Origin of the sequence: Burkholderia pyrrocinia (assembly GCF_001028665.1) — a bacterium.
Taxonomy (GTDB): domain Bacteria; phylum Pseudomonadota; class Gammaproteobacteria; order Burkholderiales; family Burkholderiaceae; genus Burkholderia; species Burkholderia pyrrocinia.
On the sequence record NZ_CP011504.1, the window covers coordinates 2,944,781 to 2,968,079 of the forward strand.

A 23,299-nucleotide genomic window follows, 5' to 3' on the forward strand; every position below is an offset into this window, starting at 1 on the left:
CCGCGCGATGAAACCGGCCTCGCATCGCGCCTCCATCGCTGCCCGCGGCTTTACGTTTGCCGCCACTGCGCTGCTCGTCGCCGGTTGTGCGGTCGGGCCGGATTTCCGCACGCCGGACGCGCCGGCCACGCAGCAATACACGCGGGATGAACCGCCCGTCACGACAGCAGCCGCCGGCGGCCCGACCGGCGACGCGCAGACGTTCGCAGCCGCCATGCACACGCCGCAACACTGGTGGACCGCGTTCGGCTCGGAACCGCTGAACCGGCTCGTCGACACCGCGTGGCAAAACAGCCCGACGCTCGCCGAGGCCCGCGCGCGGCTCGACGAAGCGCGGCAGAACCATGCGGCCGAAGCCGGCGCGACGATGCTGCCGCGCGTCGACGCGAACCTGTCCGCCACGCGCCAGAAGGTCGACACGACGGCGTTCGGGCTGCCGGCCAACGTGCCGAATCCGGGCCCGTTCACGCTGTACGACGCGTCGGTCAGCGTGTCGTACGTGCTCGACGTGTTCGGCGGCAACCGGCGCGCGCTCGAAGCGCTGCGCGCGCAGGTCGACTACCAGGCGTACACGCTCGATGCCGCGCGGCTGACGCTCGCGGGCAACGTCGTCGCCACTGCGATCCTGCGCGCATCGCTCGCGCAACAGGTCGCGCTCACGCAGCAACTGGTCGACGCGCAGGCGCGGCAGTTGCGCATCGTCGAAGCGCGCTTCGCGGCGGGCGGCGTGTCGCAGGCCGACGTGCACGCGCAACGCGCACTGCTCGCGCAAACGCAAGCATCGCTGCCGCCGCTCGCGGCCCGCCTCGCGCAGGCCGGCCACCGGCTCGCGATCCTGCTCGGCGCGCCGCCGTCCAGCGCGATGCTGCCCGACCTCACGCTCGATGCACTCGTGCTGCCGCGCACGCTGCCCGTCACGCTGCCGTCGACGCTCGCGCGCGAACGGCCCGACATCCGCGCGGCGGAAGCCGTGCTGCACCAGGCGAGCGCGAACGTCGGCGTGGCCACCGCGAACCTGTATCCGCGTTTTTCGATTTCGGCGGGAATCGGCTCGGAGCGCACGCGCATCGCGGATATCGTGAGCGGGTTGAATGTGTGGAACGTCGGCCTGGGTCTGACGCAACCGCTCTTTCACGGCGGCGAGCTGCGCGCGAAGAAACGTGCGGCCGAAGCGGCGTACGACGCCGCGTTCGCGAGCTATCGGGAAACCGTGCTGCAGGCGCTTCAGCAGGTGGCCGACGCGATGCGCGCGGTCGAACACGACGCGGCCGAATTGCAGGCGAGAGACACGGCCGCTCGGGAAGCGGCGGCAAGCAACGCGATTGCCGGCGACCGTTACGCGGCGGGCGGGATCAGCACGTTCGACCTGCTCGACGCGCAGCGGCAGGCGCTGCAGACGGCGCTCGACCGTACCCGCGCGCAGGCCGACCGGCTCGCCGACACGGCGGCGCTGTTTCAGGCGCTGGCGGGTAGCTGGATGGATGATGCGGCAAAGTGACCGTCAGGATGGTGTTGGCACCGGCCAACACCGCCGGCCTGCACGCCATGCACCGCATGAGCGGCGCACTTGTCGGGCTCGGCTTCCGTCGCCGCCCGCTTCCATTCGATGCCCGCTTATGACTGAACCCGCAATACGCGCAACGCGTGCCGCAAATAGAAAAACCGACCCGAAGGCCGGTTTTTCATACCGCATGCCGTGAGCGGCGCTCGCGCGCCGCGCGACATCAGAAGCGGTGGATCAGGCCGACGCCGGCAGCGATCTGGTTCTGCTTCGAACCCGCGCCCACGCCGTCGCCGATCGACGTCGTTGCTGCCTGGATGCCGCCAGCCTTGTTCAGCGTGTTGCCGCTCGCGTGCTGGTAAGCCTCAACTGCATACAGGCCCGTGCGCTTCGACAGGCTGTAGTACTGCGACAGCGTGACCTGGTGGTACTTGGCTGCGCTCGAGACGCCGTTCGACTGCGTTGCCGCCGTGTACGAGTAGCCTGCCGCGAAGTCCCACTGCGGCGCTGCCTTCCAGTGCAGCACGGCGCCTGCCGTGTTGAAGATCGCCGTGTTGCGGAACGCCGAACCGACTCCCGGCACGTACTGGACGTTCGTGTACGACACGGACACGTCCCATGCCGGCGTGAACTGGTAGCCGGCCGTCACACCGAGGCGCTGCTGCGTTTGCGCCGTTTGGTAGCCGCTGTTGATCGACGACACGGCCGGCTGGCCGCCGCTCGTGACCGTCGAGTTGTCACCCCACACGCCGCCGCCGAGCGTCGAGTTGTTGACCTTCTGGAAGCCGACCGCGATGCCTGCCGGGCCGTTCAGGTACTGGATCGCCGCGCTCCACGTCGAGCCACGGTTGAAGCTGCCTGCCACGCCGCCGAGCGAGTACGAACCGCCGACCGTGAAGCCGTAGAACTTCGGCGACATGTAGACGAGCGAGTTGTTCGCGCGGTAGCTGGTATCCAGCGAGTCGATATCGCCCGGGTGCGCGCCGTAGTAACCGGTCAGCCAGGTCGTCGGGCTATACGGCGACAGCAGCGTGTAGTACGCGGTGTACTGGCGGCCGGCCGTCACCGTACCGTACGATGCGTTGGTCATACCGACCCACGCCTGACGCGTGAAGATGCCGTTCGCCCACTGCGACGAGCCGTTGTTCGCGTTGAAGCCGGCTTCCAACTGGAAAATCGCCTTCGTGCCGCCGCCGAGATCTTCGCTGCCCTTCAGGCCGAAGCGGCTGCCTGCCCAAATGCCGGTGGCCATCTGCACCTTCGAGTGACCACCCGTGGTCGCGCCGACTGCCGACGAGTTGTTCTGCCAAGCGATAGCGTTATCGACGATACCGTACAGGGTCACGCTGCTCTGGGCGTGGGCGGCGGTAGCGGCTGCAAGGCCCGCTGCCGTCATGGCGAAAGCGACGCGCTTTTTCATTGATTCTCCGTCCTCAAAGAATGATTTCTTTTCTGGTGTGGTTTTATGACTGACACATGTGCGAGTACATGCCGGCGCAATTCTGACGGATTACCAATCGTTTCCCAACATGTGCAGTCGGTCATCGTATGATCGACGCAACGCGCGGGTTCACCAAGCGGTTACATAACACCTGAAAACGCTTACGCGACGGGCCTTTCCGGCATTTCCCGGTGAAAACCCTAGCTTTACATTTTTACTGGTGCAACACGACCGACCGATGTCGTCAGACGCCTTCGGCAACAATCCTCTTACCAATGCGCGATCGCAGCTGACGCCGCGATTCACGCCGCCGCGCAGGATCGCTGACGTTCATGACACCCACATTTCGGGAAACGAAATCGTGAAAACGTTTCAGTCCGCACCGGGAGATCGGACGGAAGCGGCCCGGCGAACGCGGGCCGAAGGACGATGCCGGCGCGGCGCGCCGGCGACATTCAACGCGACGCCGGCGACGCGAGCCGCGCGTTCACCGCATCGGCGAGCGCGGTCATCCGCGCACGGATCGCCGTGTTCGAGCCGACCAGCGTGAGCGACGACGCCATGATCCGGTAGATGCGTTTTCTCGGCACCTTGGCCGGCTTCGCCGGGTCGAGCCACGCATCGTGGCCAGCGAGCAGTTCGAGCGTTTCGAGGCCGATCATGATCGGCCACAGGCACGCGAGCCGCAGCCGCACGAAGCGGCGCGGGATCGCGAGCGTATACAGGCACGCGTCGCGATACTGGTCGAGCGCGATGCGCAGCAGGTCGACCAGCACGCCGCGCGCGCGCACCGACGCATCGGGCTGCATCAATTCGGCGACGCCGAGCCCGTGCGCGCCCAGCACGTCGTCGGGCAGGTAGCAGCGGCCGATGCGCAGGTCCTTCGCGCAGTCGCGCAGGATGTTGGTCATCTGCAGCGCCTTGCCGAAACGGATGCCCTTCTCGCGCATGTCCGGCAAGTCCAAGCCGCGCGCGGCACCCGTGTGTGCGCCCGTCATGTCGGTCCAGAACTCGCCCACGCAGCCCGCGACGAGATACGTGTAGCGGTCGAGCATCGCGCGCGTCGGCAGCGACGCGACCTGCCCCGACTGTTCGTCCGGGAACGTGCGCAGGTCGAATTCCATGCCTGACGTCAGCGTCGCGACGACCTTGCGGATCGACGCGCGGTCGGCGTCCGGCTGCGCGCGCAGCAGCGCGAGCATCGGCTCCATCGAGCCGAGCAGCACGTGCTCGTGCGAATCCGTCTGCATCCGCGTCACGTCGTCGAGCGAACGCGACAGCGCCGCGCCGTCGCCGAGCCGCTCGACCTCGTCGCGCAGATCGGTCAGCAACGCCGCCCGGCGATCGGGTGCGACGAGCGCGGTATCGGCGATCGTATCGGCCGCGCGCGCGAGCAGGTACGCGAGGCCGACCGGGTCGCGCATGCCGTCGGGCAGCACGCGCAGCGTCAGGTAGAAGGAGCGGGAAACGTTCTTCAGCAGGTCGCCGAGCAGGTAGGCGGAATCGGTTCGGGTCGTCATGGGTCGGGAAAAATCGGCCGGCGCGGGCCCCGGACGCCCACGGGCGCCGGGCGCCCGCGCCGGCCCGCGAGTCGCCGCATCGTCGCGCCGCGCGGGCGTCGGCCCGGGCGCTGCGATGCAAAATTCCCGCAAGTTTAGTGCATCCGGCGCGCGGCCTGCCCGCGACCACCGGAATGCGGCACGCACACGGCCGCCGCGCCCCTCCCCGCCGCCCTCATCGCACCCTCGAACAAAACGGAAAGGACAAAGTAATACATATGTAATGATTCGGTGCGACGATCGCGTCCCGTTCGATTCCGTATGGCACGGCATGACAGCCGCACCGGCGGAGCGAGCGCCCTTTTCCGACTGTTCCGACTCCCGTTCCGAAGGTTCATCGACATGTCCTTTATGCGCCCGAGCGCCCTGCGCTACGTCCCGTTCGCCTGTGCCGCCGCCTTCCTGCTCGCCGCGTGCAACGACGGCGACGACCTGACGTCCGATCCCACGCAGCCGATTTCCGCGAAGGTCCAGGTGGTCGGCCATCGCGGCGCGAGCGCGCTGCGCCCCGAGCACACGCTCGCGTCGTACCGCAAGGCGATCGAGGACGGCGCGGACGTCATCGAGCCCGACCTCGTGTCGACGCGCGACGGCGTGCTCGTCGCGCGCCACGAGAACGAGATCTCGGGCACGACGAACGTGTCGGCGCTACCGCAGTTCGCAAGCCGCAAGGCGACCAAGACCATCGACGGCACGCAGCTCACGGGCTGGTTCACCGAGGATTTCACGCTCGCCGAGCTGAAGACGCTGCGCGCGCGCGAGCGCATTCCGCAGGTCCGCCCCGCGAACACCGCGTACAACGACCAGTTCGAGATTCCGACCTTCGACGAGATCGTCGCGCTCGCGAAGCAGATGTCCGCGCAGACCGGCCGCACGATCCACCTGTATCCGGAAACCAAGCATCCGACCTACTTCCAGTCGATCAACCTGCCGCTCGAGGACCGCCTCGTCGACGCGCTGCTGAACGATACGTACACGTCGCGCACCGCGACCGTCTACATCCAGTCGTTCGAGGTCGCGAACCTGAAGACGATCCGCAACCGGATCAAGTCGAGCCAGCCGAACTGGAAGCTCGTGCAGTTGATGGACGAAGCCGGCCAGCGTCCGTACGACTTCGTGAAGGCGAACGACAAGCGCACCTACGGCGACCTGTCGACGCGCGACGGCATGCGCGAGATCGCGACCTATGCAAACGGCGTCGGCCCGTACAAGACGTCGATCATCGCGGTCGCCGCGGACGGCACGCTGCAGCAGCCGACGCCGTACGTGCGCTATGCGCACGAGGCCGGCCTCGTCGTGCATCCGTACACGTTCCGCCCGGAAAACAACTTCCTGCCGGCGTCGCTGAAGGACGGCGGCACGGCGGCCACGCGCAACACGGCCGGCTCGGTGCGCGAGATCCAGGCCTACCTGCGCGCCGGCATCGACGGCTTCTTCACCGACGATCCGGCGGTCGGCCGCACGGCTGTCGATACGTTCAAGCGCTGAATGCGCTGAACGTGCTGAACGTGCTGAACGTGCTGAACGTGCGGCAGCCGGGCGCGGCGCAATGCGTGCCGCCGCACCCGGTTGCCGCCGTATCGGTCAGATCACGCTGAAGTGGTGCGTGCCGTCGCGCTTCAGCTGGTCGACCAGCCCGTATTCCCAGTCGAGATACGCCTGCATCGCGGCAGCGGCGTTGTCGGTGCCTTCGTACGGGCGCCGGTAGCGGTCGACGCGCGGTGACGCGAGCCGCGTCTCGCCGCTTTCGAGCGGCAGCCCGGCATCGATCCATGCGGCCGTGCCGCCGGTCAGCACCGAGATGTCGGCCGATGGCGGCAGCAGCGCGCGCGCGTCGTCGGCCGCGAACCGCGCGAGCAGGCTCGATCCGCACGTGAACACGTAGCGCTTCGCGGGCGGGATCGCCGCGAGCGCGTCGCGCAACTGCGCGCGCACGACGAACCACGCGCCCGGGATATGGCGCTTCACGTAATTCGCGCTGGCCGTCACGTCGACGATCGCGAGTTCGCCGGGCGCGGCTTCCTTCAGCCAGCCCGCGAGCGTCGCGGGCGACACGTCGGTCGCGGGCGGCGTCGCCGGCACGTCGCGCGGCGGCTGGCCGCGCTCGCCGAACGCCGTCGCGCCGGCCGGTTCGACCACGCGCACGTCCCAGCCCATCTGTGCGAGCCACGACGCGGTCATGTCCGCGCGCACGCCGTCGTCGTCGGCGAGCACGATCCGCGCGCCGCGCACGGCCGCGTGATGGTCGGTCTCCTGCACGAGCTGGCCGCCCGGCGTGTTCAGGAAGCCCGGCAGATGGCCGGCTTCATATTCCTCCGGCGTGCGTACGTCGAAGCGGTACAGCGTGCGGCCCGGCTCGTCGAGCGCGGCGACGTCCGCGAGCGCGATGCGCGGCACGCCGGCACGTTCGGCCACCGCGCGCGCCGCCTGGCGCGCGTCGGCGCGCTGCGTCGCGTCGATCTCGTCCGGAAAGCGGCGCGCCGCGCCGTGCTCGAGCGTCTGGCCGGCGAGCGTCCAGCCGATCGTGCCGTTGCGCAGTGCCGCGACCGGGTTCGGCAGCCCCGCGTTGACGAGCGACTGCGTGCCGATGATGCTGCGCGTGCGGCCCGCGCAGTTGACGACCACCTGCGTCGCCGGGTTCGGCGCGAGCGCGCGCACGCGCAGCACGAGTTCCGCGCCCGGCACGCTGGTCGAGGTCGGGATGTTCATCGTCTGGTATTCGTCGAAACGGCGCGCGTCGACGATCACGACATCGGCCTTCGCGTCGATCAGCGCCTGCACTTCCTGCGCGGACAGCGACGGCGTATGCCGCTCGGCCTCGACCCATTCGCCGAACGACTTGCTCGGCACGTTCACGTCGATGAACAGTTCGCCGCCCGCGGCGAGCCAGCCCGCGAGGCCGCCGTCGAGCAGCCGCACGTCGGTATAGCCGAGCTGCGCGAGCTTCGCGGCCGCGCGCGGCGCGAGATCCTCGCCGCCCGCTTCGCCGAACACGACGATCGGCGTGCCGCGGCGCGGAATCCGCGTCCACGCGTCGAGTTCGAGTTTGGACAGCGGAAAGTTGGCGGCCCACAGCGGGTGGCCCTGCGCGTACGGATCTTCCTCGCGTACGTCGATCAGCGCGATCTCGTCGCGGGCAAGCAGACGCGCGCGCACGTCCTGGTACGACGCGGCGGGAAAGCGGGAGGTGGAATCGGCGGATTGCGTCACGGTGTCTCTGTCGGATTCAGTTGAAGTCGGTGAAGAAAGCGAAACGGATGAGTCTTCGACCTGCCGGCGCACACCCGCAACGGGCTGCGCCGGCAGGCCTTGCGTCAGGCGTTCGAATAGCCCGACACGAAAGGCTTCACGGTGCCGTCGTCCAGGTACACCGCGCGCTCGACCTTGCCGATGTTCGCGCCGTACACATGGATGCTGATCGATACCTGATCGTCGAATGCGTTGGTCACGCGATGAACGTCGCCGATACGCGGCGATACGGCCTCGACCTCGCCCGGCCGCACCAGCACCGCTTCACCCGCCGGCACGGGCTTGCCCGCTTCGTCGAATCGATAAGGCTGCGAAAACTCGCCGCCGCGCAGCATCCCGATCAGCCCCCACACCGTGTGGTTGTGGATCGGCGTCGTCTGGCCGGGCCCCCACACGAAGCTGACGACCGAGAACCGCTCGTCCGGGTCGAGATGCAGCAGGTACTGGCGATAGCGCGCGGGATCGGGCTGCGCGAACGCGTCGGGCAACCAGTCGTCGTGTTCGACGAGCGCGGCGAGCAGCGCGCCGCCCTCGTCGAGGATGCGCGCCTCGTTCGCGCCGGACGCGAGCAGCGCGCCCAGGCCGTCGACGAACGGACGCAGCGGCGTCTGATGCAACGAAAGCGTACTCATCGGCTGCCTCCTCGAATATGATGCCGAATATGATGGATCGTCATGATGCACCCGAAAGACCATGCAGAACAAACATGAAAATTAGCGATATCGACGCTTTTGCAGCGGTCGTCCGCTGCCAGACCCTGAGCCAGGCCGCGACCGAGCTCGGGATGACGCAGCCCGCGATCACGCGGCGCGTCCAGAATCTCGAGGAAGCGCTCGGCGTGATCCTGCTCGATCGCAACACGAAGCCGCCGCGCCCGACCGATATCGGCCGGCAGGTATTCGAACAGTGTCGCGCAATCCTGCGCGAAGTCGATGCGCTGCGCGAACTGACGGCCGGCCAGCAGCCGCCCGCCGGCGAATTCCGGATCGGGCTCACGCAGGGGCTCGGGGAACTGATGCTGCCCGCGCTCATCGCCGAACTCGCCGCGCAGTGGCCTGCGCTCGCGACGCAGGTGACTACCGCGTGGGGCGGTTTGCTCGTCGAGCGCGTCGCACGCCGCGAACTCGATGCGGCGCTCGTGTTCCTCGCGCGCGAGATGGTGCTGCCTGCGCAGGTCGAGGGCGAACGGCTGCTGGCCACGCGGCTCGTCGCGGTCGGCCGCAAGGGCGACTGGCCGCGCCGCAGCTACCGGCTCGCCGATTGCCACGCGCGCGGCTGGGTGCTCAATCCCGACGGTTGCGGCTTTCGCGCGGGCCTGCGGCGCGCGCTCGACGCGCAGGGCCTGCCGATGCCGGTCACGCTCGACGCCTATGGCCGCGACCTGCAACTGCAGAGCGTTGCGAACGGCTTCGGCATCGGGCTGATGCCGCTGCCGCTCGTCGAAGGCAGCCCGCTGCGCGACGCGCTCGAGATCGTGCCGCTCGCCGATTTCAAGCCGCAGATCGATCTGTGGCTGCTGCGCCGGCACGATGCGGCGCGCTTCGACGCGCCGCTCGCGACCGTCGCCGCCCATGCGCGCGCGGCATTTGCATTGCCCGAGCAGACGCACGGCAAGGCCGCGTGACGGGACGGGGCGGCGCCCACATCGCGCCACCCTGTTTCTGTTTGCTTCCACGGCAGCGCTGCACCGCTCACGCATCGTTTCGACCGCGTTCGACCTCGTTGCGTGACGCCTCGCCCGCGTCCGCTGTCGTTTCGCCCCGACTCGCCGCTTCGAGCACCGCACGCCCCGCCGCCACCGCGATCGCGTCGTCCTGCGGCGTATGCACGCGGCTGCACAGCACGTCGCGATAGTGGCGTTCGAGCGGATTGCTACGGCTCAACCCGTGGTTGCCCGACAGTTTCAGTGCCTGCTCGACCACGCGGATCGCGTGCTCGGTCACGGTCCGCTTGACGAGGCCGCTCGTCGTCAGCGACGGCGCGTTGCCGGCGTCGGTGCGTGCGATGTGATCGTCGAGCAGCACGCGGTTCGCATGCAGCCATCCTTCGATTTCGCCGACCGCCTCCTGCACGCGCGGCAGCGTCGCCAGCGGCGCACCGAGCCCGCTCGGCGCACGCGTCGTCGCGAATCCGACCAGCCAGTCGCGCGACGCACGCGCCACCGCGTCGTACAGACTGCCGAGCAGCACGACCATCCACGCCTGCTGGTCGGCCTGCGCGTCGACATCCGCATGGGTCGCGGCCGACACGGCCCACGCGTGCGGCGCACGCACGTCGACCGCGTGGTCGGCCGGCAACCGCACATCGTCGAATACGACCTCGTGACTGCCCGATGCACGCAGGCCGAGGTGATTCCAGCTTTCGATCACGCGGATGCGGTCGCCGTCGGCATCACGGTCGCGCGGCACGAGAAACACGCCGACGCGCGGCTCCGGTTCATCGGTGCGCGCCCACACGGCCAGCCAGCGCAGCGCCGGAATCCCGGTGCTGTACAGCTTGTGGCCGGACAGCCGCCAGCCGTCGCCGTCGCGGCGTGCAACCGTTTCCGGCAGGCCGCCGCGCGACGGCGAACCGAGCGCCGGCTCGACGCGCAGCGCGTTGATCAGCGCGCCTTGCACGACCGCACTGTCGAACACCGCGCGCCGCACCTGTCCCGGCCAGCGGTTGTCGGCACGGGCGAGCGCGCGATGCTGCAGATACGTCATCGTCAGCACCAGCGCGGTCGCCGGATCGGCGTGCGCGACGGCGGCCACGATCCGGCTCGCCCGCGCGAGCGTCGCGCCCGCTCCGCCATGTTCGTGCGGCACGACCTGCGCGATCAGCCCCGCGCGATGCAGCCGCGCGAAGTTCTCGTGCGGAAAACGGCCGTCGACATCGTTGCGCGCCGCATCGGCCGCGAGTTCGGGGGCGAGGCGGTCGAGCAGCGCGGCGATGCGCGCGTCTTCTGCATCGTCGGCCTTGTCGGCGGCGGCAGGCAGAAGGCGCAGCGAAGGCTGCTGCGGCGACGGTGAGGAAGCGGCAAGGCTGGCGGACATCGAGACGGATTCCCTGGGTAATACGCAAAGGCGACGCAAAGGCAGCCACCGCTGCAAACGCCGCAATAGCGGAGATCGATCGCCACACGGCGCAGTTTCGCGTGAAGTCGGCGAAGTTCAACGTGTTGAACGCGCACCCGCCCGATCGTTCGTGAGCCCACAGCGTATGCGCAGTGCCCACCCACCCAAACCATGCAAATCTGATATTCAAATCGGGATTGATTATTTCCATTCCGCATGATCCCGGCGTTAACCTGCGCTCCATTCCTGCCCGGCCGTGCGCCGGGACGTCCCTGCACCGGAGACCCAGATGAGCGTCGAATTCATCGGCATGATCCAGAGCCAGAAGCAGTCGGAGATCCACCCGCCGTCCGGCCCCGTGGTCGATCCCGACTATGTGCGCGACTTTGCGCGCGCTCACGAAACGGCCGGCTTCGACCGGATCCTCGTGCCGCATCACTCGACCGGCCCGTCGGCAACGCTGACGATCGCGTTCGCGGCCGCCGCGACCGAGCGCATCCATTTCATGCTCGCGCATCGCCCGGGCTTCACCGCGCCGACGCTGGCCGCGCGGCAGATCGCGACGCTCGACCAGTTCAGCCGCGGCCGGCTCGCCGTGCACTTCATCTCCGGCGGCTCGGACAGCGAGCAGCAGCGCGATGGCGATTTCCTCGACCACGACGCGCGTTATGCGCGCACCGACGAATACCTCGGCATCCTGCGGCGGATCTGGACCGAAGCGCAGCCGTTCGATCACGACGGCGCACATTACCGCTTCAAGCAGGGTTTTTCGGAAGTGAAACCGTTCCAGCAGCCGCATGTGCCGATCTACTTCGGCGGCGCATCGGAGGCCGCGCTCGCGGTGGCCGGCAAGCACGCAGACGTCTACGCGCTGTGGGGCGAATCGCTCGACCAGGTGCGCGACCTGACGACGCGCGTGCGCGCCGAAGCCGCGCAACACGGCCGGCAAGTGCGTTTCTCCGTATCGTTTCGCCCGATCCTCGCCGCGACCGAGGACGAAGCGTGGGCGCGCGCGCATCGCATCCTCGACGAAACGCGCCGGCTGCGCGAAGCATCCGGCCTCGGCGCAGGCGGCCCGCAGCAGAGCGAAGGCGCGCGCCGCCTGCTCGCCGCGGCCGAACGCGGCTCGCGCGTCGACAAGCGGCTGTGGACCGAAATTGCGAAGCTCACCGGTGCGCGCTCGAACTCGACGGCGCTCGTCGGTACTCCCGAACAGGTCGCCGATGCGCTGCTCGACTACTACGACCTCGGCGTGACGACGTTCCTGATCCGCGGCTTCGATCCGCTGGAAGACGCGATCGACTACGGCCGCGAACTGATTCCGCGCGTGCGCAGCGCCGTCGCCGCACGCGACGCGGCGCGCCGCGCCGCATGACGCCAACGGAGTTGCACGCCATGTCCGCCGTCCTCGACACGCCCGTCCGTACCGCATCGGGCCTCGTGCTCGCCGAAGCACCGCGCCAGCATTTCTGGTTCGACGCGCCCGCGCCGCGCATCGACGTCGCCGCCGAACGCCGCCACCGGCAGGAGCGGCTCGCGGCCGCGTTCCGCCTGTTCGCGCGCTACGGTTTCGCGTCCGGGCTCGCCGGCCACATCACCGCGCGCGATCCGGAACTGCCCGACCATTTCTGGGTGAATCCGCTCGGCGTGCATTTCTCGCAGATCAAGGTGTCCGACCTGCTGCTCGTCAACGCGCGCGGCGAAACCGCGATCGGCACGCGGCCGCTGAACAAGGCCGCGTTCGCGATCCATGCGGCGATCCACGAAGCCCATCCGCACGTCGTCGCCGCCGCGCATACGCATTCGACCTACGGCAAGGCGTGGTCGACGCTCGGCCGCCCGCTCGATCCGCTCACGCAGGATGCGTGCGTGTTCTACGAGGATCACGCGCTGTTCGACGACTTCACGGGGATGGTCGTCGACACGAGCGAAGGCACGCGGATCGCGCACGCGCTCGAGAAGCCGGACGGCGGCACGCACAAGGGCGCGATCCTGAAGAACCACGGAATCCTGACGGCCGGCCCGACCGTCGAGGCCGCCGCGTGGTGGTACATCGCGCTCGACAACGTCGCGCACACGCAGTTGCTGGCCGAAGCGGCCGGCACGCCGCAGCCGATCGATCATGCGACGGCGCGCCATACGCATAGCCAGATCGGCGGCCCCGACGGCGCACTGCATGCGTTCGACAGCCTGTTCGCGCGCGTCGTTGCCGACGAACCCGACCTGCTCGACTGAGCGCCCTTCCGCAAGACCGGAGACCAGACCACCATGACCCAACCCACTGCACCCGCGCCGGCCGCCGCACATGATGACAAACGCCGCCGGCTGCTGCGCGCGGCCGGCGCCGCCGCGCTCGCCGCGCCGGCGATCACGCTCGGCCGCAACGCATGGTCCGCGCCGCCGCTGAAGAAGCTCACGTTCGCGTGGAACCAGAACGCGTTCTGCCTGACGCCGATCGTCGTCGCGCAGGAGCGCGGCTTCTTCGAGAAGAACGGCCTGAAGGTCGACCTGATCAACTACAGCGGGTCGACCGACCAGTTGCTCGAATCGATCGCGACCGGCAAGGCCGATGCGGCGGTCGGGATGATCCACCGCTGGCTGAAGCCGCTCGAAGCCGGCTTCGACGTGAAGATCATCGGCAGTTCGCACGGCGGCTGCGTGCGGCTGGTCGGCGCGAAGGCGGCCGGCGTCACGACGCTGCAGGCGCTGAAGGGCAAGACGGTCGGCGTCAGCGATCTCGCCGCGCCCGGCAAGCATTTCTTCTCGATCCTGCTCGCGAAGAACGGCATCGATCCCGAACGCGACATCACGTGGCGGCAGTACCCGGCCGACCTGCTCGGCGTCGCGGTCGACAAGGGCGAGATCCACGCGATCGCCGACGGCGACCCGAACCTCTTCCTGCTCGAAAAACGCAGCAACGGCGCGTATACGGAACTCGCGACCAACCTGTCCGGCGAATACGCGCGCAAGGTGTGCTGCGTGATCGGCGCGCGCGGCGACCTCGTGCGCAACGACCGGCCGGCGGCCGCCGCGCTCGCGCGTTCGATCGTGCAGGCGACCGAGTTCACGCACGACAACCCGAACGAAGCCGCGAAGGTGTTCGCGAAGTATTCGCCGAAGATCAGCCCCGACGACCTGCGCAAGCTGTACGCGACGCTCACCTACACGCATCACCCGACCAACGTCGACCTGCAGCAGGAGATCGCGTTCTATGCGGACGATTTCCGCCGCATCAGCGTGCTGAAGAAAAGCACGGACCCGCAGCGCTTCGCGCAGCAGGTCTATGCGAATGTGCTGGGGTGACGCGATGTCGACGATCGAACACGCGTCCCCCGCACGCACCGCATCGGCACCGGCCGGCGGCGCCAATGTGTCCACTGCATCCACTGCGTCCACTGCATCCGCTCGCATCGCCTGCACGGCCTGCGAAGCCACGCTCGCGGCCGAAGCCCGCCGCGCACGCACCTGGCCGACCGGCATCGTCGCCGCACTCGCGTGGGCCGCGCTCGGCGCGCTCACGCAACTGTGGCCGAACCGCGTCGTCGGCTTCACCGACTGGGCGTACACGGACACGTTCGGCACGGCCGCGTGGTCGATCGCCACGTTGCTGCTCGTCGTCGCGACGCTCGGCCATCTCGTCCCCGCCACGCGCACGCGGCTCGCGCGCGTGCGTCCGGCCGGCCCGTGGCTCGTCGCGCTGCCGCTCGTGCTCGCCGCGTGGGAAATCGTCACCGCGAAAACCGGCTGGCTGCCGACGCCGTTCTTCGCACCGCCGCAGGCGCTGATCGAGGTCTACATCGACGACTGGCCGCGCCTGCTCGGCAGCGCCGGCAACACGCTGAAGCTGCTCGCGCTCGGCTTTGCGTACGGCGTCGCGGTCGGCTTCGCCGTCGGCGTATCGATCGGCTGGTCGCGCCGCATCGGCTACTGGGTGCATCCGGTGCTGCGCGTGCTCGGCCCCGTGCCGGCCACCGCACTGCTGCCGCTCACGTTCTACTTCTTCCCGTCGAGCTATTCGGCCGCCGCGTTCCTGATCGCGCTGTCGACCGGCTTCCCGGTCGCCGTGCTGACATGGTCGGGCGTGGCGAGCGTCAACCGGCAGTACTACGACGTCGCGCGCACGCTCGGTGCGAACGCGCGCTTCCTCGTGCTGCGCGTCGCGATTCCGGCCGCGTTGCCGCACGTGTTCGTCGGCATCTTCATGGGGCTGAGCGCGTCGTTCACGGTGCTGGTCGTCGCCGAGATGATGGGCGTCAAGTCGGGGCTCGGCTGGTACCTGAGCTGGGCGCAGGGCTGGGCATCGTACGTGAACATGTATGCGGCGCTGATCGTGATGGCGCTGCTGTTTTCCGGGCTGATCGCGCTGCTGTTCGCGGTGCGCGACCGCGCGCTCGCGTGGCAGAAAGGAACCGTCAAATGGTAAGCGCCGCCGTACTCGAACCGTCCGTTGCCGCTTCGCCCGCCGCTTCGTCCACCATCACGGCGCCGCGCGGCGCGCGCATCGATATCCGCCGCGTGAGCCATGCGTTCGACGGCCCCGGCGGCCCGCTGCCGGTGCTCGACGACGTGACGCTGTCGGTCGCGGCCGGCGAATTCGTCGCGCTGCTCGGCCCGAGCGGCTGCGGGAAATCGACGCTGCTGCGCCTCGTCGCGGGCCTCGACGCCGCGCGGCAAGGCACGATCGCGCAGGATGGCGTGCCGATCGAGCAACCCGATCCGTCGCGCATCGTCGTGTTCCAGGACCCGACGCTGTACCCGTGGCGACGCGTGCGCGCGAACGTCGCGCTCGGCCTCGAAGCGCGCGGCGTGGCGCGGGCCGCGCAGCATCGCGTCGACGATGCGCTCGAACGCGTCGGGCTGCAGGAATTCTCGAACGTGTTCCCGCATCAACTGTCCGGCGGGATGGCGCAGCGCGTCGCACTTGCTCGCGCGCTCGTCAACGATCCGCGCCTGCTGATTCTCGACGAGCCGCTCGGCAAGCTCGATTCGCTGACGCGGCTCACGATGCAGGCCGAGCTGACCGCGCTGTGGCAACGCGACGGGTTTTCCGCGCTGCTCGTCACGCACGATGTCGAGGAGGCGCTGTTCCTCGCACAGCGCGTGATCGTGTTCGGGCCGCGTCCGGCACGGATCGTCGCCGAATTGCACGTCGACCTGCCCTACCCGCGCCATCGCGGCGATCCGCGCCTCGCCGAACTGCGCCACGACGCGCTGCGGCATCTCGGGCTCGATGCGAGCTGGTAGATGCAGGGTGCCGTTCGACGATTGGCCGCCGCGCGGCAAAGACGTGTGCGATGAATGCACCGCCGTTCTCCGATTGGGCGCTCGCCTTCCTGCAACTGCTGTATCGCGCGCAAATCGCATTGGCGCGCGTGCTGCATGCGGTCGGCCTGACCGGCGACGCCGACAGTCAGGCTGCGTGGCCGTGGGCGCACCGGATCGCGCTCGAAACGCTGCGCATCGACGCGGGACTCACGCGGCAACTCGCATTTGCCGGTGCGGCGACGGCGCTGGCCGTAACGCTCGGCTTCGTCGCGCTCGCTTCGCGAAAGTGGCGTTTCGCATCCTCGATCGCCGCGCTCGTCATCGCATGGTTCGCACCGTGGCCGCCGTCGTCGCTGTGGCTCGCGCCTGCCGTGCCGACGAGTTTCCAGCGCGATCCCGCGCCTTTTTCGGTATCGAACGTGATACGCGGCGCACACCTGTATGCGCAACACTGCGCGGCCTGCCACGGCGCGGACGGCCGCGGCGAAGGGCCGCTCGCGGGCACGCTCACGCACTGGCCGCCGACCTTTGCCGGCTCGCTGCTCGCGCGTCGCCTCGACGGCGAACTGTTCTGGCGTGTGCGCCACGGCACGCGCGACGAACACGGCGCACCGACGATGCCCGGCTTTGCCGCGACGCTCGGCCCGCAGGACACGTGGGCCGTGCTCGACTACCTGAAAGCGCTCTCTGCAGGCAGCGGCGCGCGGGCGGAAGGCGCGTGGCCCGTGCCTGTTCCTCTGCCGGCGCTCGACGTGCGCTGCGGCAGCGCCGTGCCGCAACCGCTCGATCGCTGGCGCGAAGGCCAGCGCGTGCGCATCGTCGCGCTCGCGCCGGGCGCCGTGCCACCGCCGGAAGACGCACGCTGGCAAACCTTGCTCGTCACCGCGCGCGGCGCGTCCGTGCCGCCGGCATCCGGCACGCGTGCGAACTGCTTTGCGTCGACGCCCGATGCATGGCTCGCGTTCGCGACGATTGCCGGCGTCGCGCCCGACGCGCTCGGCGGCACGCAACTGCTCGCCGATCGGCGCGGCTGGCTGCGGGCGCGCGCGTTGCCGGGCAGCGCCGGCTGGTCGGATGCCGACCTGCTGTGCCGTTCCGATGCCGCCGCACGGCCGGCCGCCGCTGCTGCCGCCGCCGCGAACGGCGACCCGCTGACCGCGCTGCTGCTGCGCGTCGACGCGGAACCCGTGCGCGACGTGCAGGGCGGGCTCCCGCACTGAATTCCCGAACCTCTCTTTCGATCGACCGAACTTCACGATGAATCCGACCCGACGCCATTTCCTCGCCCAGGCGAGTGCCCTCGCCACGATCGCCGCGGCCCCGGCCGCGCTGCGCGCGCAATCGGGCGCACGGCCGCTGCTGCGCGCCGGCGACCAGAAAGGCGGGCTGCGCGCGCTGCTCGAAGCGGCCGGCGAACTGAACGGCCTCGCATACGACATCGCGTGGACCGAGTTCCCGGCCGCCGCGCCGCTCGCCGAAGCGCTGAACGCGGCCGCCGTCGATTGCGGGCCGATCGGCGATGCGCCGGTGATCTTCGCGCTCGCATCGGGTGCGCGCATCAAGGTAATCGGCGCGAACCGTTCCGATCCGTACGGCACGGCCGTGCTTGTGCGGCCCGACGCAGCGCTGAAAGGCGCGGCCGACCTGAAGGGCAAGCGCATCGGCACCACGCGCGGCTCGATCGGCCATTTCGTCACGTTGAAGGCGCTCGACGCGGCCGGCCTGCCGCCCGATGCCGTGTCGTTCCGCTTCCTGCCGCCGGCCGACACGATGCTCGCGCTCGCGACCGGATCGATCGACGCATGGGCGACGTGGGAGCCCTACACCGCGCTCGCCGAAACGAGCGGCCGCGCGCGCGTGCTCGTCAACGGCCGCGGGCTGTGGTCGGGCCTCAGCTATCTCGCGGCGACCGACGCGGCGATCGCGTCCAAGCGCGACGTGCTGCACGACTTCCTGCGGCGCGTGGTGCGCGCGCAGGCATGGTCGTACCGGCATGTCGACGCGTATTCCGCGGCGCTCGCGCGCATCATCGGCATTCCGCCGGCAGCCGCGAAGCTGCAGTTCGAGCGCCGCAACACGCGCTGGCTGCCGCTCGATGCGACGGTGATCGCCGAACAGCAGCGCACGGCCGACTTCTATCTGAAGGCCGGGCTGCTGCGCCAGCCGCTCGACGTGCGCACGACCTTCGACGGAGGCTTCCCGCTCGCATGACGGGCCGCGCGGCGGTACGCAAGCGCCCGAACGGCTTCGGCACGATCTGGCACAATCGCGCTTCGACCATCCACGTCATTCGAAGCCAGCGCCATGCCAGCCATCAGCGAACTTTTCGTCTACCCGATCAAATCCTGCGCCGGCATCGCGCTGCCGCGCGCGCAACTGCTCGAAACGGGCCTCGCCTACGACCGCCACTGGCTGATCACCGATCCGGACGGACAGATGATCACGCAGCGCACGCACCCGCGCCTCGCGCTGATCCGCACCGCACTCGACAGCGATGCACTCGTGCTGAACGCGCCGGGCATGCGCGAGATCCGCACGCCGCTCGACGGCGATGTATCGCCCGCCACGCCGAAAATGGCCGCGACCGTCTGGCGCGACACGGTCGATGCGATCGACACGGGCGCCGAAACGGCCGCCTGGCTCACCGAATATCTCGGCGTGCCCACCAAGCTCGCGCGCTTCGGGGCCGACGCGCGCCGCGGCTGTGACCACAATTGGACCGGCGAGATCGATACGCACACGCAGTTCGCGGACGCCTATCCGCTGCTCGTGATCGGCCAGTCGTCGCTCGACGACCTGAACGCGCGGCTCGTCGCGAAAGGCGCGCCGGCAATCCCGATGAACCGCTTCCGCCCGAACATCGTCGTGTCGGATCTCGATGCATACGAAGAGGATTTCGTCGAACACCTCGACACCGACGGCGCGACGCCGGTGCGGCTGCGCCTCGTGAAGCTGTGCACGCGCTGCCCGATGCCGACGATCGACCAGGTTACCGGCGCACCCGACCCGGAATGGCCGCACGAACCGACCGACACGATGCAGACCTATCGCGCGAACCCGACCTTCGACGGCGCGCTGACGTTCGGCATCAACGCGATCGTCGTCGAAGGCGCAGGCGCGTGGCTCGAAATCGGGCAGTCGGTCGAAGCGGAGATCGGGTTCGGCGATTAGAAAATCGCGAACCCGCATGCGTGGCGCAAGACGCTGAATCAGAAGGCGGCGCATGCGATCGTTTACCGCAATGCGCCACCGGATTCGATTTCAGACAATGCGCCGATTGATTTCTTCCGGAATCACAATTCCGTAATCCTTGCGTCGCTCACCGAGATCTTTTCTTCCGGATTTTGGGGATCGACGCTCGTATAGTTGGCCGTTCCGGTTTTCGAACCCTGCGGAATCAGGGAAGACAGATCCAGCACCGGAGCCGGATAATTGGATTTTGTAGCTGTTATAAATAGCAGCATGTCACGCGGCTATAAAAACATTCAATTCCATTATTGAACGCCTCGATTTTATCCAATCTCGCGATTGCGCATAATGGCGCGGATAATCACCGGCCCTCCGCATATCCACCGTATCCCGGGAAACACATTCCGAAACGTGTTTCTAAAGGCTGATCGGCAGCGCCACCGTGACGACCAGCCCGCCGCCGCCCGCATCGGCCAGCGTCACCCTGCCCTGATGCACGCGCGCAATCTCCCGCACGATCGACAGCCCGAGCCCCGTCCCTTCGACCGTCTGCGTCTTGCTGCCGCGATGGAAGCGTTCGAACACCGCGTCGCGCTCGTCCGCCGGAATGCCCGGCCCGTTGTCGATCACGTCGAGCCGTGCATGCTCGCCGTCGCGCGACACGCGCACCGTGATCACCGCGCGGTCGCCCGCATAACGAATCGCGTTGTCGATCAGGTTGCCGATCATCTCGCCGAGCAAATCGGGCTGCCCATGCACGTCGACGTCGGCCTCGTGCTCGAAGCCGAGATCGATGTCGCGCGCGCGTGCGACGGGCGACCAGTCGAGCGTCACGCTGCGCGCGAGCCGGTGCAGCGCGACCGGCTTGTGCGCGACCGCATGGCCGCTGTCCGAATCGAGCCGGGACAGCGACAGCAGTTGCTGGACGATCTTCGCCGCCTGCCGCACCGCACCGTTCGCGCGCCGCAGGTGACCGTTCACGCGCGGCTGCTCGTCGGGCCGCAGCGCAAGCTCGACACCGGCCTGCACGGCTGCGAGCGGGGTCTTCAACTGATGGGCCGCATCGGCGAAGAAGCGGCGCCGCGCGACCTGCATCCGCTGCGTGCGGCCGATGTACTGGTTGATCGAATCGACGAGCGGCGTTAGCTCGCTCGGCATCGCGCCGGTGTCGAGCGGCGTCGTGTCGTCCTCGCTGCGCGCGGCGACCGTCGCCGACAGCCGGTTCAGCGGCCGCAGCCCGCGCCCGACGCCGAGCCACACGATCCCGAGCGCGAGCACGACGAGCAGCCCTTCCTGCAGCAGCGAGCCGACCAGGATCTCGCGCGCGAGCGCCTGGCGCGCCTCGATCGTCTCGCCGACCATCACCCAGACGATGCGCGACTGCGCGGTCGGCACGTCGTGCACCGGGATGCGCAGCGCGGCCATCCGCAACTGCTCGCCGCGATAGACGACGTCGTAGTAGCGCGTGACGAACAGCGCGCCGTCGCCCGCGTCGCGCTCCTGCGGCAACGGCAGGTCCGGGTAGCCGGTGATCGTGTGGCCGTTGTCCTCGCGGATCAGGTAGTAGATCTTGCCGCCGTCGCTCGATTCGAGCATTTCGAGCGCGAGATACGGCAGGTCGACCTCGATCTCGCCGTCGTTGAGCCGCACGCCTTCGCGAATGGACTTCAGCGACGACGACAGCGTGCGGTCGAACGCGACGTGCGCGGCGCTCATCGCGCGCTGGTACGTGAGCCACGAGTCGAGTGCGAGCAGGCCGAGCAGCGGCAGCAGCAGCCACAGCGCGACCTGCGTGCGCAGGTCCGGGCGGGTTACCATGGCTCCCGCCGGGCCGCCCCAAGGAAGCCATGCGCCCCCTTGGGGGGCAGCGAACAAAAGTGAGCGTGGGGGTCGTAACTCATACCGCCTTCGCTTCGAGCAAATACCCGAGCCCGCGCAGCGTGACGATCGCGACGCCCGTGTTCTCGAGCTTCTTCCGCAGCCGGTACACGTAGATCTCGATCGCATCGGCGTTGACCGACTCGTCGAGCCCGAAGATCTTCTCCGACAGCGTTTCCTTGTTGATCGCGCGGCCGTTGCGCAGGATCAGCACCTCGAGCACCGAGCGCTCGCGCGGCGTGAGCGACAGCGGTTCGCCCGCGAGGTGGAAGCTGCGGTCGATACTGTCGTACGAAAGCGGTCCGCATTCGACGCGCGAATGCTCGTGGCCGAGGCTGCGCCGGATCAGCGCGCGGGCGCGCGCCTCCAGCTCGGTCAGCTCGAACGGCTTCGCGAGATAGTCGTCGGCGCCGAGATCGAGCCCCTTCACGCGGTCCTCGACCGACCCGTGCGCGGTGAGGATCAGCACCGGCACCGGATTGCGGCGCGCGCGCAGCCGCCGCAGCACCTCCAGCCCGTCGAGCTTCGGCAGCCCGAGATCGAGGATCACCAGCGCGTAATCCTGCGTGCGCAGCACGTGGTCCGCCGCCTCGCCATCCGCCATGTGATCGACCGCGAAGCGCGCGGCGCTCAGCGCGTCGTTCAGCGACTGCGCCAGGTTCGGATTGTCTTCGACGAGCAGCACACGCATGGGGATTCCGGTAAGGTCAGCGACAGGCCGCTACATTACATGATCCTTTCCATGTCGACGCCTCGCGGAAACACCGGTTGCGCCGCCCCTGCGAACCCGCGTCGCCTGTTCCGGCCGACCGCCGCTCATCGCTCGGCAGCGGGACGGCTCCCCGTCGCGAAGCGCGGACCGTCGGTCACGCGCCGCTCGCGAAGACCGGCGACCACCGCCAGGAACGCGGCGCTCGCGCCGACCGTGACGGCAATCATCGGGCGGGCGGTGCCGTCCGACAGCCACGCCAGCACGCCGCCGCACGCGGCCGTGATCGCCATCTGGATAAAGAAGAAGAGCCCGGACGCCGTGCCGGCGATCTTCGGGTACGGCTGCATCACCGCAAACTGACAGGCCGGAATCGCGATCCCGACGGCGATCATCACGACGAACATCGGCACGACGAGGGCCGCTACCGCCGTGGGGGCGATCGCACCGCAGCCCCACAGCGCGATGGCGCCGGCCAGATTGACGGCTGCCGCCGCCACGATGACCGAATCGGCTTTCCAGCGGCCGCTGGTCCGCGCGAACACGCTCGAACCGATCAGGTAGCCGAGCACCGTCAGGCCGAAGATCGCCGCATAGACCGGGCCGGACACGCCCATTTGCCGCTGGAACAGCGTCGACGATTCCGCGATGAACGGATAGTACGTGCAGTAAGCGAAGCTGATGGCCAGCGAGTAGCGCAGGAAGCGGCGCTCGCGCAGCAGGCCGGCATAGGTCCGCAGGAGCCCGGGGCCGAGCGTCGGCCGCGCATCGTATTCGCGGGTCTCGGGCAGGTAGCGCAGCACCATCGCCGTCGCGACGAGCCCGCCCGTCGCCAGCCATCCGAACACGCCGCGCCAGCCGAGCCACTCGGCGACCGCGCTGCCGGCCAGCGGCGCAATCACCGGCGACAGCGCCATGCCGGCCGAGATACGACCGAGCATCGTGGCCTGCATCGCGGTCGGAAAACGCTCGCGCACGATGACGCGCCCGATCACCGTCCCGCTGCAACCGCCCAGCGCCTGGAAGATGCGTGCGGCGATGATCGCCGGGATGCTGGTCGACAGCGCGCACGCAACGCTCGCGATCGCGTAGACGCACAGGCCGCCGACGAGTACCGGACGGCGGCCGTACCGATCGGACAACGGCCCCGACACCAGCATCGACAGCGCATAGCCGACCATGTAGAGGGTCAGCGTGAGCTGCAACTGGGCATCGGTGCCGTGCAGCGCGTCCGCCATCGCAGGCAGCGACGGCAGGTATGCATCGATCGTGACCCGCGGCAGGCACACGACGAGCATCAACAGGAACAGCCAGCCCCACTGGGGCAAGGAACGCGTCTTCATGCGGTGAGTTCGTCTCCGGTCGAATGGATGTGGTTGGTGTGGTCGACAGCAATCTAAGGGGAAAGTGATATAAGCTGAAGGACCATTAAATCGAACATCGACTGGACCA

The 23,299-nt window shown here is 68.8% G+C and carries 19 protein-coding genes; 11 read left to right on the forward strand and 8 right to left on the reverse strand.

Annotated features, from left to right (window positions below):
- The first annotated feature begins 7 nt into the window (after window positions 1–7).
- Entirely contained in the window at window positions 8–1,498 is a 1,491-nt protein-coding gene (locus ABD05_RS29195; protein ID WP_047903407.1) for an efflux transporter outer membrane subunit, read from the forward strand.
- A gap of 226 nt (window positions 1,499–1,724) precedes the next feature.
- Here the strand turns inward: ABD05_RS29195 and ABD05_RS29200 are convergent, their stop codons facing one another.
- Complete coding sequence (locus tag ABD05_RS29200; RefSeq protein ID WP_047903408.1) at window positions 1,725–2,921, reverse strand: porin; 1,197 nt, start codon at window positions 2,919–2,921, stop codon at window positions 1,725–1,727.
- A 476-nt stretch (window positions 2,922–3,397) separates the two neighbouring features.
- Complete coding sequence (locus ABD05_RS29205; protein WP_047903409.1) at window positions 3,398–4,462, reverse strand: phytoene/squalene synthase family protein; 1,065 nt, start codon at window positions 4,460–4,462, stop codon at window positions 3,398–3,400.
- Window positions 4,463–4,843: 381 nt separating this feature from the next.
- Here ABD05_RS29205 and ABD05_RS29210 point away from each other — a divergent pair, with 381 nt between their 5' ends.
- On the forward strand, window positions 4,844–5,989 hold the full coding sequence (locus ABD05_RS29210; protein ID WP_047903410.1) for a glycerophosphodiester phosphodiesterase: 1,146 nt from the start codon (window positions 4,844–4,846) through the stop codon (window positions 5,987–5,989).
- A 96-nt stretch (window positions 5,990–6,085) separates the two neighbouring features.
- Here the strand turns inward: ABD05_RS29210 and ABD05_RS29215 are convergent, their stop codons facing one another.
- Both ABD05_RS29215 and ABD05_RS29220 read right to left on the reverse strand, forming a co-directional pair.
- On the reverse strand, window positions 6,086–7,711 hold the full coding sequence (locus ABD05_RS29215) for a rhodanese-related sulfurtransferase (RefSeq protein ID WP_047903411.1): 1,626 nt from the start codon (window positions 7,709–7,711) through the stop codon (window positions 6,086–6,088).
- A gap of 104 nt (window positions 7,712–7,815) precedes the next feature.
- The gene (locus tag ABD05_RS29220) at window positions 7,816–8,382 is read right to left on the reverse strand and encodes a cysteine dioxygenase family protein (protein WP_047903412.1); all 567 of its coding nucleotides are present in this window, start codon (window positions 8,380–8,382) and stop codon (window positions 7,816–7,818) included.
- A gap of 17 nt (window positions 8,383–8,399) precedes the next feature.
- Between ABD05_RS29220 and ABD05_RS29225 the strand changes: the two genes are divergently transcribed.
- Complete coding sequence (locus ABD05_RS29225; protein WP_175804785.1) at window positions 8,400–9,374, forward strand: LysR family transcriptional regulator; 975 nt, start codon at window positions 8,400–8,402, stop codon at window positions 9,372–9,374.
- A gap of 67 nt (window positions 9,375–9,441) precedes the next feature.
- Here ABD05_RS29225 and ABD05_RS29230 read toward each other — a convergent pair whose 3' ends face one another.
- Window positions 9,442–10,785, reverse strand: a complete 1,344-nt coding sequence (locus tag ABD05_RS29230) for an acyl-CoA dehydrogenase family protein (protein WP_047903414.1) — start codon at window positions 10,783–10,785, stop codon at window positions 9,442–9,444.
- Between the two features lie 310 nt (window positions 10,786–11,095).
- Here ABD05_RS29230 and ABD05_RS29235 point away from each other — a divergent pair, with 310 nt between their 5' ends.
- The 8 genes from ABD05_RS29235 to ABD05_RS29270 all read left to right on the forward strand — a co-directional run bounded on the left by ABD05_RS29235 (window position 11,096) and on the right by ABD05_RS29270 (window position 19,242).
- Window positions 11,096–12,181, forward strand: coding sequence for an LLM class flavin-dependent oxidoreductase (locus ABD05_RS29235; protein ID WP_047903415.1), 1,086 nt, complete (start codon window positions 11,096–11,098; stop codon window positions 12,179–12,181).
- 20 nt (window positions 12,182–12,201) lie between these two features.
- Window positions 12,202–13,041: a class II aldolase/adducin family protein gene (locus ABD05_RS29240; RefSeq protein WP_047903416.1), complete on the forward strand. Its 840-nt coding sequence runs from the start codon at window positions 12,202–12,204 to the stop codon at window positions 13,039–13,041.
- 33 nt (window positions 13,042–13,074) lie between these two features.
- A complete protein-coding gene (locus ABD05_RS29245) occupies window positions 13,075–14,109 on the forward strand; it encodes an ABC transporter substrate-binding protein (RefSeq protein ID WP_047903417.1) in 1,035 nt (344 codons plus the stop codon).
- 4 nt (window positions 14,110–14,113) lie between these two features.
- A complete protein-coding gene (locus tag ABD05_RS29250) occupies window positions 14,114–15,229 on the forward strand; it encodes an ABC transporter permease (protein WP_047903884.1) in 1,116 nt (371 codons plus the stop codon).
- Window positions 15,223–16,050 carry an ABC transporter ATP-binding protein gene (locus tag ABD05_RS29255; RefSeq protein WP_047903418.1) on the forward strand — a complete coding sequence of 276 codons (828 nt, stop codon included), beginning with the start codon at window positions 15,223–15,225 and terminating at the stop codon, window positions 16,048–16,050. The genes ABD05_RS29250 and ABD05_RS29255 overlap by 7 nt, the downstream gene beginning before the upstream one ends.
- A gap of 50 nt (window positions 16,051–16,100) precedes the next feature.
- Complete coding sequence (locus ABD05_RS29260) at window positions 16,101–17,291, forward strand: c-type cytochrome (protein ID WP_047903419.1); 1,191 nt, start codon at window positions 16,101–16,103, stop codon at window positions 17,289–17,291.
- 37 nt (window positions 17,292–17,328) lie between these two features.
- Window positions 17,329–18,282, forward strand: coding sequence for an ABC transporter substrate-binding protein (locus ABD05_RS29265; protein ID WP_047903420.1), 954 nt, complete (start codon window positions 17,329–17,331; stop codon window positions 18,280–18,282).
- A gap of 93 nt (window positions 18,283–18,375) precedes the next feature.
- Entirely contained in the window at window positions 18,376–19,242 is an 867-nt protein-coding gene (locus ABD05_RS29270; RefSeq protein ID WP_047903421.1) for an MOSC domain-containing protein, read from the forward strand.
- 435 nt (window positions 19,243–19,677) lie between these two features.
- On the opposite strand, the gene ABD05_RS29275 is transcribed toward ABD05_RS29270, so the two are convergent.
- The 3 genes from ABD05_RS29275 to ABD05_RS29285 form a co-directional block, all read right to left on the reverse strand.
- The gene (locus ABD05_RS29275) at window positions 19,678–21,078 is read right to left on the reverse strand and encodes a sensor histidine kinase (protein ID WP_047903422.1); all 1,401 of its coding nucleotides are present in this window, start codon (window positions 21,076–21,078) and stop codon (window positions 19,678–19,680) included.
- A 79-nt stretch (window positions 21,079–21,157) separates the two neighbouring features.
- Window positions 21,158–21,829 carry a response regulator gene (locus ABD05_RS29280; RefSeq protein WP_047903423.1) on the reverse strand — a complete coding sequence of 224 codons (672 nt, stop codon included), beginning with the start codon at window positions 21,827–21,829 and terminating at the stop codon, window positions 21,158–21,160.
- Window positions 21,830–21,954: 125 nt separating this feature from the next.
- On the reverse strand, window positions 21,955–23,190 hold the full coding sequence (locus tag ABD05_RS29285) for a multidrug effflux MFS transporter (protein WP_047903424.1): 1,236 nt from the start codon (window positions 23,188–23,190) through the stop codon (window positions 21,955–21,957).
- Window positions 23,191–23,299 lie beyond the last annotated feature (109 nt).

What these genes read in the sequence shown, in the direction of transcription:
- ABD05_RS29275 (WP_047903422.1), bottom strand. Translation starts at nt 21,078, where the DNA reads ATGGTAACCCGCCCGGACCTGCGCACGCAGGTCGCGCTGTGGCTGCTG.
- ABD05_RS29220 (WP_047903412.1), bottom strand. Translation starts at nt 8,382, where the DNA reads ATGAGTACGCTTTCGTTGCATCAGACGCCGCTGCGTCCGTTCGTCGAC.
- ABD05_RS29230 (WP_047903414.1), bottom strand. Translation starts at nt 10,785, where the DNA reads ATGTCCGCCAGCCTTGCCGCTTCCTCACCGTCGCCGCAGCAGCCTTCG.
- ABD05_RS29240 (WP_047903416.1), top strand. Translation starts at nt 12,202, where the DNA reads ATGTCCGCCGTCCTCGACACGCCCGTCCGTACCGCATCGGGCCTCGTG.
- ABD05_RS29195 (WP_047903407.1), top strand. Translation starts at nt 8, where the DNA reads ATGAAACCGGCCTCGCATCGCGCCTCCATCGCTGCCCGCGGCTTTACG.
- ABD05_RS29205 (WP_047903409.1), bottom strand. Translation starts at nt 4,462, where the DNA reads ATGACGACCCGAACCGATTCCGCCTACCTGCTCGGCGACCTGCTGAAG.
- ABD05_RS29250 (WP_047903884.1), top strand. Translation starts at nt 14,114, where the DNA reads ATGTCGACGATCGAACACGCGTCCCCCGCACGCACCGCATCGGCACCG.
- ABD05_RS29225 (WP_175804785.1), top strand. Translation starts at nt 8,400, where the DNA reads ATGATGCCGAATATGATGGATCGTCATGATGCACCCGAAAGACCATGC.
- ABD05_RS29260 (WP_047903419.1), top strand. Translation starts at nt 16,101, where the DNA reads ATGAATGCACCGCCGTTCTCCGATTGGGCGCTCGCCTTCCTGCAACTG.
- ABD05_RS29265 (WP_047903420.1), top strand. Translation starts at nt 17,329, where the DNA reads ATGAATCCGACCCGACGCCATTTCCTCGCCCAGGCGAGTGCCCTCGCC.
- ABD05_RS29285 (WP_047903424.1), bottom strand. Translation starts at nt 23,190, where the DNA reads ATGAAGACGCGTTCCTTGCCCCAGTGGGGCTGGCTGTTCCTGTTGATG.
- ABD05_RS29255 (WP_047903418.1), top strand. Translation starts at nt 15,223, where the DNA reads ATGGTAAGCGCCGCCGTACTCGAACCGTCCGTTGCCGCTTCGCCCGCC.
- ABD05_RS29235 (WP_047903415.1), top strand. Translation starts at nt 11,096, where the DNA reads ATGAGCGTCGAATTCATCGGCATGATCCAGAGCCAGAAGCAGTCGGAG.
- ABD05_RS29280 (WP_047903423.1), bottom strand. Translation starts at nt 21,829, where the DNA reads ATGCGTGTGCTGCTCGTCGAAGACAATCCGAACCTGGCGCAGTCGCTG.
- ABD05_RS29200 (WP_047903408.1), bottom strand. Translation starts at nt 2,921, where the DNA reads ATGAAAAAGCGCGTCGCTTTCGCCATGACGGCAGCGGGCCTTGCAGCC.
- ABD05_RS29210 (WP_047903410.1), top strand. Translation starts at nt 4,844, where the DNA reads ATGTCCTTTATGCGCCCGAGCGCCCTGCGCTACGTCCCGTTCGCCTGT.
- ABD05_RS29270 (WP_047903421.1), top strand. Translation starts at nt 18,376, where the DNA reads ATGCCAGCCATCAGCGAACTTTTCGTCTACCCGATCAAATCCTGCGCC.
- ABD05_RS29245 (WP_047903417.1), top strand. Translation starts at nt 13,075, where the DNA reads ATGACCCAACCCACTGCACCCGCGCCGGCCGCCGCACATGATGACAAA.